The 13,997-nt window shown below is 33.1% G+C and carries 14 protein-coding genes; 2 read left to right on the plus strand and 12 right to left on the minus strand.

What is annotated here, in order from left to right:
• Positions 1-47: 47 nt before the first annotated feature.
• From ISP08_RS08985 to spxA, 4 genes are all read right to left on the minus strand, one after another.
• Entirely contained in the window at positions 48-851 is an 804-nt protein-coding gene (locus ISP08_RS08985) for a competence protein CoiA family protein (protein ID WP_279610852.1), read from the minus strand.
• A complete protein-coding gene (locus tag ISP08_RS13045) occupies positions 806-1,027 on the minus strand; it encodes a competence protein CoiA family protein (protein WP_459213914.1) in 222 nt (73 codons plus the stop codon). Before ISP08_RS13045 ends, ISP08_RS08985 begins: the two co-directional genes overlap by 46 nt.
• 94 nt (positions 1,028-1,121) lie before the next feature.
• Positions 1,122-1,838, minus strand: a complete 717-nt coding sequence (mecA, locus tag ISP08_RS08995; RefSeq protein ID WP_048792713.1) for an adaptor protein MecA — start codon at positions 1,836-1,838, stop codon at positions 1,122-1,124.
• A 288-nt stretch (positions 1,839-2,126) separates the two neighbouring features.
• Entirely contained in the window at positions 2,127-2,522 is a 396-nt protein-coding gene (gene spxA / locus ISP08_RS09000) for a transcriptional regulator SpxA (RefSeq protein ID WP_048792712.1), read from the minus strand.
• A gap of 302 nt (positions 2,523-2,824) precedes the next feature.
• Here spxA and trpS point away from each other — a divergent pair, with 302 nt between their 5' ends.
• Positions 2,825-3,814, plus strand: a complete 990-nt coding sequence (gene trpS, locus ISP08_RS09005) for a tryptophan--tRNA ligase (protein WP_048792711.1) — start codon at positions 2,825-2,827, stop codon at positions 3,812-3,814.
• Between the two features lie 87 nt (positions 3,815-3,901).
• Here the strand turns inward: trpS and ISP08_RS09010 are convergent, their stop codons facing one another.
• From ISP08_RS09010 to opp3b, 5 genes are read right to left on the minus strand one after another with little or no spacing between them, the layout of a single operon-like run.
• Positions 3,902-5,560: a peptide ABC transporter substrate-binding protein gene (locus tag ISP08_RS09010; protein WP_195718395.1), complete on the minus strand. Its 1,659-nt coding sequence runs from the start codon at positions 5,558-5,560 to the stop codon at positions 3,902-3,904.
• Between the two features lie 18 nt (positions 5,561-5,578).
• Positions 5,579-6,523 carry an ABC transporter ATP-binding protein gene (locus tag ISP08_RS09015; RefSeq protein ID WP_195718396.1) on the minus strand — a complete coding sequence of 315 codons (945 nt, stop codon included), beginning with the start codon at positions 6,521-6,523 and terminating at the stop codon, positions 5,579-5,581.
• Positions 6,513-7,595: an ABC transporter ATP-binding protein gene (locus ISP08_RS09020; RefSeq protein WP_195718397.1), complete on the minus strand. Its 1,083-nt coding sequence runs from the start codon at positions 7,593-7,595 to the stop codon at positions 6,513-6,515. Before ISP08_RS09020 ends, ISP08_RS09015 begins: the two co-directional genes overlap by 11 nt.
• Positions 7,596-7,612: 17 nt before the next feature.
• Positions 7,613-8,680 carry an oligopeptide ABC transporter permease gene (gene opp3C / locus ISP08_RS09025; RefSeq protein WP_195718398.1) on the minus strand — a complete coding sequence of 356 codons (1,068 nt, stop codon included), beginning with the start codon at positions 8,678-8,680 and terminating at the stop codon, positions 7,613-7,615.
• Positions 8,680-9,606: an oligopeptide ABC transporter permease gene (gene opp3b / locus ISP08_RS09030; RefSeq protein WP_195718399.1), complete on the minus strand. Its 927-nt coding sequence runs from the start codon at positions 9,604-9,606 to the stop codon at positions 8,680-8,682. Before opp3b ends, opp3C begins: the two co-directional genes overlap by 1 nt.
• A 245-nt stretch (positions 9,607-9,851) precedes the next feature.
• Here opp3b and ISP08_RS09035 point away from each other — a divergent pair, with 245 nt between their 5' ends.
• Positions 9,852-10,226 (plus strand): DUF3899 domain-containing protein, encoded by a 375-nt coding sequence (locus ISP08_RS09035; RefSeq protein ID WP_195718400.1) that lies wholly within the window; start codon positions 9,852-9,854, stop codon positions 10,224-10,226.
• 71 nt (positions 10,227-10,297) lie between these two features.
• Here the strand turns inward: ISP08_RS09035 and ISP08_RS09040 are convergent, their stop codons facing one another.
• From ISP08_RS09040 to ISP08_RS09050, 3 genes are all read right to left on the minus strand, one after another.
• Positions 10,298-11,533, minus strand: a complete 1,236-nt coding sequence (locus ISP08_RS09040; protein ID WP_195718401.1) for an MFS transporter — start codon at positions 11,531-11,533, stop codon at positions 10,298-10,300.
• A gap of 173 nt (positions 11,534-11,706) precedes the next feature.
• On the minus strand, positions 11,707-12,951 hold the full coding sequence (gene fabF, locus ISP08_RS09045) for a beta-ketoacyl-ACP synthase II (protein ID WP_195718402.1): 1,245 nt from the start codon (positions 12,949-12,951) through the stop codon (positions 11,707-11,709).
• An 11-nt stretch (positions 12,952-12,962) separates the two neighbouring features.
• Complete coding sequence (locus tag ISP08_RS09050) at positions 12,963-13,904, minus strand: beta-ketoacyl-ACP synthase III (protein WP_048792702.1); 942 nt, start codon at positions 13,902-13,904, stop codon at positions 12,963-12,965.
• Positions 13,905-13,997: the final 93 nt, after the last annotated feature.

The following is a 13,997-nucleotide window of genomic DNA, read 5'->3' on the forward strand; positions in this document are numbered from 1 at the left end:
AAGTAAACCTCCTAATATCGATTTATATTAATTTTCTCACGAGATTGCTATTTTTGCACGTCATTACTGCTAAAATCAGCAAACTGCCGCTTAAATTGTTGTACAAGATTATTAACATGTACTGTATAGTCAATATTCGGTTGTGCAAACTGTCTAAAATTGATAGTATCTTTAAAAATTTCGATAGAATAATTATTTTGTTTTAACAAGTTAAACAATTGTAATTGCCAACTCATAGGGTGTGTTTTGAGGAAGATTTGTTCAGGAAAGATAAAATTTAAGTTTTCACAAACCCAATCATCACTTAGTTTTAAGTTATACATAATACTCAGGTTCGGCTCTAATACTGAACGCTTTCTTCTACATTGAGTTAAAAATTTCATTCCACATGCACGACTTAATCTATATACTACTTTTCTCATTTTGTCAGCGTTAAATATTTCAGTTAAGCCATCACCTGTTTGCTCACCAATAAATCTATTTCCACCAAGCGCAATTAAATGTTTAAAACAATATAAGCGACTTTTATGCGTATTCCATAAAAATAATTGCTGCTTATGCGGATTAATACAAGCAGATTGAAATGCATTAAGTGACAATACACTTTTATCTTTGAAGGTATCTTTGATAATCCAAATTACAATATAACCTAAATTATTATATGCGCTCGTTCTAGTTTGTAATTGTTGTACCGTGATTGGAGAGCATTGGATTTCTAAGATTATTTTATTATTTATTAAAATATCAGGAATTTGATGACATTCCTTTAAATAGGGTTCTATTTGTACAGTCATACCTAAATCTTTTAAAGATTGGCCCAACGATACTTTGCCTGATAATGAACATAAGATTCTTCCTTATATGTGCAATTTATTTCATGGTGCGCAAAATGTGCACACTTACACTTCCCTCGTTTTAACATTAACTTTTGGCAACAAAGTGGACAATAATAGTTACAATCTTTCGATGCATTAGCTGCATGTACAACTGTGCCTTGTTTATTCTTACCATATAGCACAACAATCACCTCTTAATGTAACACGCAACTATTGCCCACTTTACTTTATAAAGACAATAAAAAAAGAGCCAAATAGTTGGCTCTTCAAAATACTTATATCAATTTATTGTACTGTGTCAGTGAAATAACGACGTACTTGAGAAGTCACGTTATGACTCATAATTACTTTAGCGTAATCATTTAAATACACTTCAGATTTATCCGTAGGAGAACCAAATTCTAATAATTGGCTATAACTATCGTTGATAACTTCTTGGTCTACTGATTTATCAAAGTATATTGCATAATAATATTCATTATTAAGACTAAATAATAAGTCTTCAAACTCGGAAACACTAATATTATTATGATAAGCATAATTAATAACTTCTTCTAAATCATTAAATTTCACTATAACTGTACGTACATTTTGTCGTTTAGACTCATTTTGTTTTTTGCTATTATTGTTTGGAGCTTCACTTTTTTGTTCTAATAGATCTTCTAGACTTTCTTCTTGATCAAATGTTTGTGACAAGATATCACTAACTTGATAGTCCATTTGTTCATTAGCTTCTTCTTCTGACATATTCATTAAATCTTCATTTTTAGATTTAGAAATTGTAACTTCTACGCCTTTTTCAAAAGCATGAACTTGAATCCATAAAGGACCTTCTACAACAAAGTCTTCTTCTTCATTAACTTCTTCCATCATATTCCAAAAAAATTCTTCTCCACGCTTGCGATTAGTCCATAAATCTTCGCGTTTGAAACCTCTAGCTTCTATGTCACTATACGTAATAAATAATTTAACTGTTGTATCGTCAACACGCTCTATTCTCATATCATCTCACTCCTTACAGTCGATGAATAGTAATCATATTGTAGTAGAACGTAGTAAGAATTACAATAAATTTGTTTGATTAATTTTTACTATTTTCTATCGATTCCTTATATTAACATATACCCCAAAATATACCAAAAAAACAGCACTCATAATCCGGTGCTGTTACAATTAGTTACATTATATCGGTGATTTAAATTTCAAAATATACAATAAAAGCCATAAAACTACGAATTAAAGATTATAATCATCAAACGTTGTCTTATGACTTGTTATTATATATTAAAATTAATCAACCATACGTTGCGCTTCTTGTAATTGGAAAGTACGGACTTTTCTTGGCAAGAATCTTCTGATTTCGTCTTCGTTATAACCAACCTGTAAACGTTTGTCGTCTAAAATTATTGGACGACGTAATAATCCAGGGTTGTCTTGAATAATTGCATATAAATCTTGAAGTGGAAGTGCATCAATATCCACGTTTAATTTTTGGTAAGTTTTAGAACGTGTAGAGATAATTTCATCTGTACCATCTTCAGTCATTTTTAAAATTTGTTTAATTTCATCAATTGTTAAGTGTTCAGAAAAAATGTTACGCTCCGTATACGGAATGTCATGTTCTTGTAACCATGCTTTCGCTTTACGGCAAGATGTGCAACTTGGTGAAGTAAATAATGTTACCATACATCTCACTCTCCTATTATCATGAATAAAATTCATTGTTTAAATTATTTATATGATTAAGATTTAGTTGAAAACTAGTTAAAATTTATATCTTAACCTTACATAACTATATTATACTGCCCTAAGATTAAAATTAAATGAGAAATTCTTTAATTTCTAAATTTTTTTAGAAATTAGTAAATTTTCTTTGTTTAATTTACACATAGAAACACTATGCATTAAGTGTAACATAACTTACAAATGATTGAAATACTGTTATAATGGATAATAAATTAGAAAAAAATAGAAAGTGGGCATCATTAATGGAAACTCTTTTTTCAGGTATCCAGCCTAGTGGTATACCAACAATAGGAAATTATATCGGTGCATTAAAACAATTTAGTGACGTACAAGATGATTACAATTGTTATTTTTGCATTGTTGATCAACATGCCATTACGGTACCGCAAGATCGTTTAAAACTACGTAAACAAATTCGACAACTCGCAGCAATCTATCTAGCATCAGGCATTGACCCTGAGAAATCAACGCTATTTATCCAATCTGAAGTTCCTGCACATGTCCAAGCAAGTTGGATGTTAACGACGATTGCTTCTATAGGTGAGTTAGAACGCATGACTCAATTTAAAGATAAATCTCAAAAGCAAGTTGAGGGAGTCCCAGCAGGCTTACTTACATATCCGCCACTTATGGCAGCTGATATTGTAATTTACAACACAAATATTGTGCCTGTCGGAGAAGACCAAAAACAACATATAGAATTAACACGTAATTTAGTAGACCGCTTTAATAGCCGTTACAATGATATCCTTATAAAACCTGAAATTCGCATGCCAAAAGTTGGCGGTCGTGTAATGAGCTTACAAGATCCAACTAAAAAAATGAGTAAAAGTGATGATAACCAGAAAAACTTTATTTCATTATTGGACGAACCTAATGTTGCAGCTAAGAAAATAAAAAGTGCAGTAACAGACTCTGATGGCGTGATTAAGTTTGATCGCGAACAAAAACCAGGTGTTACGAATTTATTATCTATATACTCTAGTTTAACTGATGAATCTATTGAAGATTTAGTATCAAAATATAAAGATTCAAATTATGGTACATTCAAAGCTGACTTAGCCGAAGTCGTCAAAGAATTCCTTACAGATTTCCAAGCAAAATATAATGACTATTATAATTCAGATAAATTAGACGACATATTAGATGATGGTAGAGACAAAGCACATAAAGCTTCATTCAAAACATTGAAGAAAATGGAAAAAGCAATGGGCTTAGGACGCAAAAGATAACAAATATTAAGAAGCAAATCATTTTAAAGTTTGCTTCTTTTTTTATTAAAAAAACCCTTCGAGAAAATGCTCGAAGGGTCTTTTTAATTAGTTATCTTTTTTCTTTTTACCTGTTTTTCTATTGATGCTTTTATCAATTTTGACGTATTTTAAAGAAGTATCTCCACCTATTTGATGATAGAACAACCCTTTAACCTGTGGATTTGTTAGATGCGCTTCACCTTTTTGATAGATAGGTGCGACTGGTGCGTCATGTAACAGTAATTCTTCTGCTTTTTTCATTGCTGCTTCACGCTCTTTTGGTTTTTTCAATAATGGGCCATTCGCTTCTTTAGTTAATTTATCAAATTCTTTATTACTCCAACCAGTTCTATTTTGTGAATTTCCAGTTGTCATCGTGTTTAAGAATGTAAGTGGATCTGGATAGTCAGGGCCCCAACCAGATAATGATGCTTCATAATTTTGTGAAAGTTCTCTATTAACTCTTTGTTTAAACGGTAATTGCTGAATTTTCATAGTTACACCAGGTAAGTTCTTTTCGACTTGAGATTTGATATACTCAGCAGAAATCTTGGCATCTGGTGTATCTTCAGTATTCATTTTAAAGGTGATTTCTTTCACACCCAATTCTTTTTTAGCTTTTTCAAGGTTTTCTTTCGCAGCTTTAGGATTATAAGTTAATGGTGACTTAATTGTATCAGCGAAATCTTTCCCATCTGTAGTTTTAGCTGTTAATTTAGAAGTGAAACCATCAAATGCTGTAGAACCATTATTCTTAACACTATCAACATAGCCTTGTTTATCAATAGCTTGAGAAATTGCTAAACGCATTTTTTTATTTTTAAATGCAGGCACATCCTTTTGATTTAATTTTATAAAGAATGTACTTGCTAATAAACGTTTCTTAAGTGCAGGATTATCTTTATATTTATCTACTTGGTCGGCTGTTATAGTCGTATCATCAGTTGAACCTGTATCATATAAAGAAGCACCAGCTTGTTGGTCTTTAAGAATTTTGTAGTTTACTCGGTCTAAGCTTACATGTTTTTTATCCCAATAATCATTATTTTTTACAAGTTGAATTTTATCTTCAACTTTCCAATCTTTTACCTTGAATGGTCCATTATAAACTGCTTTACTCGCTTTAGTCCCATATTGTTCACCGTATTTCTCTACAGCATGTTTATTAACAGGCATAAACACGCCAAATGCAAATAATTCATCTATATATGGAATAGGTTTAGTTAATTCCACTTTTAGTGTGTGATCATCAACTGCTTTAACCCCTAAATCTTTTACTTTCTTTTTCCCTAAATTTATTTCTTCAGCATTTTTAATATCGTACATTATGTATGCATATTCTGAAGCTGTATCAGGATTAATAGCACGTCTCCAAGAATATACAAAGTCATGTGCCGTTACAGGTTCACCATTAGACCATTTTGCATTTTTTCGCAATTTAATCGTAAGAGTTTTACCGCCATTAGTTTTTTCTGGCATTTCTTTAGCAACACCTGGAATAGCTTTATCATTTTTATCTAATGTATATAAACCTTCATATACTTGGTTAAAAATATCAAATGAAACTGTATCTGTAACCAAAGCAGTGTCTAATGAAGCCATATCTTGAGGCAGTACTTTTCTAAAAACTTGTCCTTTGTCTGAATAAATGCCGTCTCCATTACTACAACCCGCTAGGAAAGTAATAAAAGCAATTATTATTATTGGTAATTTGAATTTTTTCATCGAACTCCCCCTTCCCCTTTATTGTTGAGTTTGTGTATATTTTGCTGTTAAATTTTGGGCTTCGTCGTTAGTAACAAACACATAATGATTTGGTGTTATTTCTTGCAATGAACGTTCATTATTTTTTGATGCATCTTCTTTATATACGATTCTTTTACGTTCTTTTTCTGAATCTGGATCCGGTTGCGGAATCGCTGATAATAAAGATTTAGTATAAGGATGCAATGGATTATGATATATCTCGTCAGAAGGTCCTAATTCAACTATTTTCCCAAAGTGCATTACCGCAATTCTATCCGAAATATATTTCACCATTGATAAATCATGCGCAATGAATAAGAAAGTAATCCCATGTTCTCGTTGTAATTTTAATAACAGATTGACAACTTGAGCTTGAATAGAAACGTCCAAAGCTGAAATAGGTTCATCTGCAATAATAAATTCTGGTTCTACTGCCAATGCACGTGCAATACCAATTCTTTGTCTTTGCCCACCTGAGAATTCGTGTGGATATCTATTGGCATGTTCTTTACTTAAACCAACTGTTTCCAACATGTCATAAACACGTTTCTTGCGTTCTCTAGTAGATGAAGCTAATTTATGAATATCGATGCCTTCCCCAACAATATCCATAACTTTTAATCTTGGATTTAGCGATGCATATGGATCTTGGAAAATCATTTGAATTTTTTTATTGAATTTTAATAAGTCTTTTCTATTTTTAATCTTTTGAATGTCGACGCCTTCGTAAAGGATTTCGCCACCAGAAATATCATCTAGCTTTATGATTGCCTTACCAGTAGTTGACTTCCCGCAACCCGATTCGCCAACTAATCCAAATGTTTCTCCTTTATAAATATCAAATGAAATATTTTCAATAGCTCGAACTTCGTTTTTCTTTCCTTCATTAAAATATTGTTTTAGATTTTTCACTTCTAGTAAAGTTTCTTTATTATTGACCATCAAACGACACCCTTTCTACCTGTTGCGGCTTATCGTAATTATTAGGCATGCTACGCAAACGTTTTTGAACCATTAATGGTGGATCAACATGTGGTGCACGTTCATCTAGAAGCCAAGATTTCACAAAGTGTGTCGGTGACACTTTAAACCATGGTGGCGTTTCTTTAAAATCAACATCTAAAGCAAATTTACTTCGTCGTGCAAAAGCATCCCCTTTAGGTGGATGTAATAAATCCGGTGGCGTTCCAGGTATAGCTAATAACTCTGTGTCAGAACCAGTTGTTAAGTCTGGCATTGATGATAACAGTCCCCACGTATATGGATGCTTAGGATCATAGAATATCTCGCTCGCATTGCCTGTTTCGACCATTTGTCCACCATACATAACTGCTACTCTGTCAGCGATATTCGCTACTACACCTAAATCATGTGTAATAAAGATGATGGAAGTATCAATTTTATCTTGTAATTCTTTCATCAAATCTAATATTTGCGCTTGCATCGTTACGTCTAATGCGGTTGTCGGTTCGTCTGCAATAAGGACTTTAGGTTCACATGCTAATGCTGTTGCAATAACAATTCTTTGTCTTTGTCCACCTGAGAATTGGTGCGGATAAGCGCCAAATCGTTGTTCTGCATTAGGCAAACCAACTAAATTTAAAATTTCAAGTGCTCTTTTCTTAGCGTTTGATTTCGTATAATTTTTATGTTTAATGAGCGGTTCCATTACTTGTTTACCTATCTTCATCGTTGGATTTAATGAAGTCATAGGATCTTGGAAAATCATCGAAATATCTTTACCACGAAGTTTGATAAGCTCTTGCTCACTCTTTTTAGCTAAGTCTTCGCCAAGAAAATCTATCTTACCTTTTTTAATTCTTCCTGTATCTCCTTGGAATAATTTAGTTATCGCCTTTGTTGTTACTGATTTCCCAGAACCAGATTCACCTACGATAGCTAAAGTCTCCCCTTTGTCTAAATAAAAATCTACACCTCTTACTGCTTGCACTTCCCCTGCGTCTATGTCAAAGGAAACATGCAAGTCGCTCACTTCTAATATTCTTTCTGACATGATATATGCCTCCTTTGTTATTTACGCATTTTAGGGTCAAACGCATCGCGTAAGCCGTCACTAAATAGATAGAAGAATAATATTAATAAACTTAAAATAATGGCAGGAATAAATAATTCATGCGGATGAATAAGTAACATTGCACGTCCATCATTTACGAGCGACCCTAGTGAAGTTCTAGGAGCCGGCACCCCAATACCGATAAAACTTAAAAATGCCTCGAAGAAAATCGCACTTGGCACTGTAAACATAGAAGTTACAACTATTGCACCTAAAGTATTAGGTAAAATATGTTTGAATATCAATTTAGTCTTTGAACTACCTAATGTTTTAGATGCTAATACAAATTCTTGTGTTTTTAATTTTAAAAATTCGCCACGTACGACACGGCTCATTCCTATCCAACCGGTAATAGCCATCGCTAAAATAATAGTCCATATTGAAGGTTCAAATATCAATACGAATAAAATCACGACGATTAAGTTAGGTATTGATGCAATGATTTCGATGATACGTTGCATAATATTATCCAACCTACCTCCAAAGAACCCAGATATCGCACCATAGACAACCCCAATAAAAATATCTAATAAGGCGGCTACGACACCGATAAATAATGAAACTTGTGTTCCTTGCCAAGTTCTCGTCCATAAATCTCTACCTAATTGGTCTGTCCCAAACCAATAATTTTCTTTAGCTCCGGCTTCTTTATAAGCATTTACACCTTGAGCACCTTCACCATCGAATGGTAAAAAAGACACTTTATCTAACACAGGAACTTTAGGCGGTAAATTTCTACTTTGAACATTTTGATCGGAATAACTATGTGAGCTAATCATAGGTCCTACTAGTGCTAAAATAATAATAACGATAAGCCCTATCATTCCTACCACTGCTAGTTTATTTCTTTTTAATTGACTCCAAGCGTCTTGCCAAAAGTTTTTACTCTCTCTTTGAATTTCAGGTTCTTTTTCTATGTCTGCATTGCTACGTACAAAGTCCTCAGCCATAATTGCATTTGAAGCATTTGCCATTACAGCGTTTGAAGGTTCATTATTTTCGAAACTATTTTTATTTTCTGCCATTATTTCTTACCTCCTTGTACACGAATACGTGGATCAATCACGCCATATAAAATGTCTACAATGAAGATAGAAACGATGAATAATGTACTAAATAATATTGTAGTAGCCATTATTACAGAAAAGTCGTTTGTTGTAATTGAGCGTACGAACTGATCCCCTAAACCAGGCACACCAAATATATTTTCAATTGTTAATGTCCCTGTTAAAATTCCTGCTAACATAGGTACGATTATTGTGATAACTGGTATTAATGCATTTCTTAACGCATGTCCGAATAATACTCTCATTGTAGAGTTCCCTTTAGCTCTAGCCATTAAAATATAATCAGAACTTAATACCTCTATCATCTCTGCTCTTATGTATCTCGCAACAGTAGCCAAAACAGTAGCTGAAAGTGCTAACGATGGTAACACAGCAGTTGAAAAACCTTCCCAACCTGCAACTGGGAACCAATTCAATCTTACTGAGAATGCGTATTGTAATAATACAGCTAATACGAATGATGGTACTGACACAGCGATAACTGATATTACGGTGGCTGTATAATCTACCCATGTATTTTGTCTTACAGCAGCAACTACTCCTAAAAACAGACCTAATACAATACCAATAACCATTGCTGAAAGTCCCATTTCCATTGATGGTACTAATCTAGGTTTAATCAAATCCCATACTGGTTGATTATCGTATTGGAAGGAATTACCAAAATCACCAGTAACAACATTTTTTAAATAATGACCATATTGTACTGCGACTGGTTCATTCAACCCATACTTTTCATTCAGTATTTGTTTTTGTTCATCATTTAATTTTTCATCATTAAATGGTGAACCAGGCATAAGCTTCATTAGGAAAAAAGTGATTGATATGATAATAAACAATGACAACACCATGTAACCTAAACGCTTCAAAACATATTTAAGCATAAATCCATCCCCCTTAAATTTTCAAAATTAACATTCCTTTCATAATTTTCAGAAATATTAATATTATTATATATTTCTTTTACGTATTAATCAATATAGTTTTGCTTCACATTATTAAAGTAACTAACTTATATCAATGAAATATTTTTGAGTTAATAGCTTTTTAATTCTTCATATAAAAAGGCTATTCAGTTTTAATTTGGATTCAGTTACAATTAATATACTAAGGCTTGGGAGGATTTTTTATGCAGTTAATTCGTAAAATAATAATTTGGGTTTTATTCGCACCCTTATGCTCTTTCTTAATATGGATTTTTAACGACAAATCTTTTATAAATTTTTTAAATATATTATTTTATACATCTGCCATCTTAAGTATCATTACTTTCGTTCTCATAATTGTGCAAGATGGTGTGTTTGATGTGACAAGTTATGGTTTCCGAAAATTGAAGTATCAATTTTCCACAAAAAAGCAGCGTACATCCATGTCAGACGATGACTTTTTCAACCCCCAACAAGTAAAAAAAGACACTTATGTCGTTGCATCATGGGTCAAATATGCATTCTTTATCAATTTAATTTATTTTGTTATTACTATTGTTATTAGTTTCTCATTATAAAAAAATGGAGTAACGACATCGTATTGATATCGTCACTCCATTTTTAGTTATATCTTAAATTTTTATAATTATTAGTTCGAATCATCAATATTAGGGTTCATAAACAGGGCATAGTATAGCAAAATAAAACCAATTAATACTACCACTGCAACATAAATGGACATCATCCAAGGCGCTAAAAATGCACCGAGTATTAAACCAAATCTAGCTAATATTTGTGCACCATTGTTAGAAACCATATTAAACGTTGCGTATGTACTTCTTTGATCATGTGGAATCATTAAAAAACGACGCGCATTTTGAATAGGAGAATAAATTAATTCACCCAACGTTGCTATCACTGCAAATAAACAGAGTACCCACACATTATTTGAAAATGTCATAATAGCATAACCAAGCGTATACAAGACGATACCAATTTTAAAAACGTCTTTTTTAGAAGTCGTTGCTATCATTTTATTAACCGTAAAAGTTAAAGTTGCTACCACAACAGTATTTATAATCATAATTAATGTAAACATTCTTACGCCATCAATTGTAAATCCAAATACATGAAATGGCTCGAATTGATTTTTTAACCTCACGACAACATAAGAATTTAAGCTTAATTCCGCCATCATAACCATTAAATAACCTAATGTTAATATCATATAATACTTATCTTTAATCACTACATGATAGCTTTGTAAAAAGTGTTTAAATTTTGAGGTTAAATCATCTTTTTGTTTGAATACTTGCCCTACTTGATAAAATTTAGCAAATAAGTACCAACTTATGAGCATTGCTACTAAAAATAATATAAATAACAGACGTTTATGGCTTAAATACAACAACGCACCTAACATCATACCGATAGCCGTGCCGATATTAAACATCCAATACATTAATTGATACACATATTCTCTTACATCTTCATAAATTGCATCCATAACGGCCGCTTCAAAAATAGGTTCACTAGCCGCAAATAATAATTCGAAAAGAAAAATCGTAATACAAAATATGACCAACCCAAATCCGTCCATCGTCACAGTTATACTTAGAATAATTAAACTTACTGCATACAAAATATGTGCCCAATTTAATATCTTTTTACGTGATAAATTATCTCCTATATAACCACCAATAAAAGTGACCAAAAAGCCAGCGATAATATTAATAATTAAAAATGTCCCAGCAAAAACAGCATTAACTTTACTCGTTAAATAAAGTGCAATAAATGGCATAATAGCTTGGCTCGCAATGATAAGAACAAAATCGGCAAGCAATCTCGTTTTTAAAGTTGTAGATAATTTAAAAAATCTCCCCATGCTACATTCACCCCTATACTGCCCTTTAGTAGTTAGCCTATCTTATCATTAATTATTAGTAATGAAAACATGCTTTATATTGTGCGATCTAATGTTAATTTCTTACTTGTCTCTTTATTTCTACAAAATAAAAAAGCTTTCCACTAAAAATGGAAAGCTTAAATAATATAACTTTATTCGCCAAACTTTTTAAATACTAATACAGCATTATGTCCACCAAAGCCAAGACTGTTACTCATAGCATAAGTAATATCTAGGTCTTGTGCTGTGTTAGGCACAAAGTCTAAATCACATTCTGGGTCAGGTGATTCAACATGAATCGTTGGCGCAATACGACTATCTCTAATAGATAATGCTGAGAAAATTGCTTCAATGCCACCTGTTGCACCTAATAAGTGACCAGTCATTGATTTTGTTGAACTAACTTTCAGTGATTTAGATGCCTCACCGAATGTATTTTTAATTGCTTGTACTTCTGTTAAGTCACCTACTGGTGTACTCGTTCCGTGTGCATTTAAATATTGAATATCTTTCGCTTCGATACCAGCATCGTCAATTGCTGCTTGCATAGCACGTGAACCGCCTTCACCTTCTGGTGCAGGTGCAGTAATATGATAAGCATCTCCTGTAGTACCATAACCTACGACTTCTGCATAGATTTCTGCACCTCTTGCTTTAGCAGATTCTAATGATTCAAGTACGACTATTCCAGCGCCTTCGCCCATAACGAAGCCATCACGACCAATTTGGAATGGTCTACAAGCAGTTTCAGGATCATCGTTTGTTGATAATGCACGACTAGCACTAAAGCCAGCTATTGCCATATCAGTAATAGGCGCTTCAGTACCACCTGTAATCATTGCATCAGCGTCGCCACGTTGTATAATTTTGAATGCTTCACCAATTGAGTTAGTCCCAGTTGCACAAGCTGTAACAGTTGAACCGTTAGGTCCTTTAGCGCCTAAATCTATAGACACTTGTCCTGTCGCCATATCTGGAATTAACATTGGAACGAAGAAAGGACTTACACGTCTAGGTCCTTTATTTAATAATGTATTATGTGCATTTTCGAACGTTTCCATGCCGCCAATACCAGCACCAATCCAAACACCGATATTGTTAGCATTATCTTCATTAATTTCTAACTTAGCATCTTGTACCGCTTCTCTAGCCGCAACTAATGCATATTGAGTGAAACGGTCCATACGTCTCGCTTCTTTTTTCTCAATGAAGTTTTCAATATTGAAATCCTTTAATTCACCTGCTAAATGTACATTATAAGGATCTGTATCAATTCGAGTTATTTTATCTATTCCGTTAACGCCATTCAAAGCATTTTCCCAAGAAGTTTTGGCATCATTACCGATTGGTGATAATACGCCCACACCAGTAATAACGACACGTTGTGCTTTACTCATAAATTTACCTCCTATTTACCCCATCTTAATGTAATGGCACCCCAAGTAAGGCCACCGCCAAATCCTACAAAAACAAGGACATCATCATCTTTTATTTTATTATTTTCTAATTCTTGAGCCACACTTAATGGTATAGATGCAGCAGACGTATTTCCATATTTATTTACAGAAACACTCATTTTAGATTTATCTAGTCCTAAACGTTCGCGTGCAGACTCCATTATACGTATATTAGCTTGATGCGGCACAAACATATCAACATCTTCTGGTTGTAAACCTGCTTTAGCAACAGCTTTATTTGAAGCCTCGCCCATTATTCTCACTGCGAACTTAAATACTTCACGACCGTTCATGAAAATTTTACCATTTTCAGGATTTAAATATAAATATTCTCCGCCTGAACCATCTGAACCAAGCTCATAACTTAATATGCCTCTACCTTCAGATACTTCACCTATTATAGCAGCGCCAGCACCATCGCCGAAAAGAATCGCTGTTGAACGGTCTGTCATATCTGTTATTTTAGATAATTTATCGGCACCTACAACTAAAATATTTTTATAATCGCCTGATTTGATAAATTGTTGCGCATTGATTATAGCGTACATAAAACCACTACAAGCAGCTAATTGATCCATAGAAGCAACTTTACCTATGCCTAATTTAGTTTGCAACATATTTGCTACAGTTGGAAAAGGATAGTCTCCCGTTGAAGTAGCAACCATAATCATATCTATATCTGTCGCTTCAATTCCAGCGTCTTCAATTGCTTTTAAACTCGCTTTGTAAGCCAAATCAGATGTATCTTCATCCTCATTCGCCCATCTTCTTTCTTTTATACCTGTCATTTTTGAAATCCATTCATCTGAAGTTTCTAAAAATGATTCAAAATAGGCATTGTCTACAACATTTTCAGGTGCGTATGCCCCAAAACCTTTAATACCCACATTCATGGTCGTACACCTTCTTATTTTCGATTTTAATACCAGGTATTAATTTAACATAACTTTTATTCTAAATACAAGAACTTATCTTGCTGCAAAAGT

Origin of the sequence: Staphylococcus lloydii (assembly GCF_015775975.1) — a bacterium.
Taxonomy (GTDB): Bacteria; Bacillota; Bacilli; order Staphylococcales; family Staphylococcaceae; genus Staphylococcus; species Staphylococcus lloydii.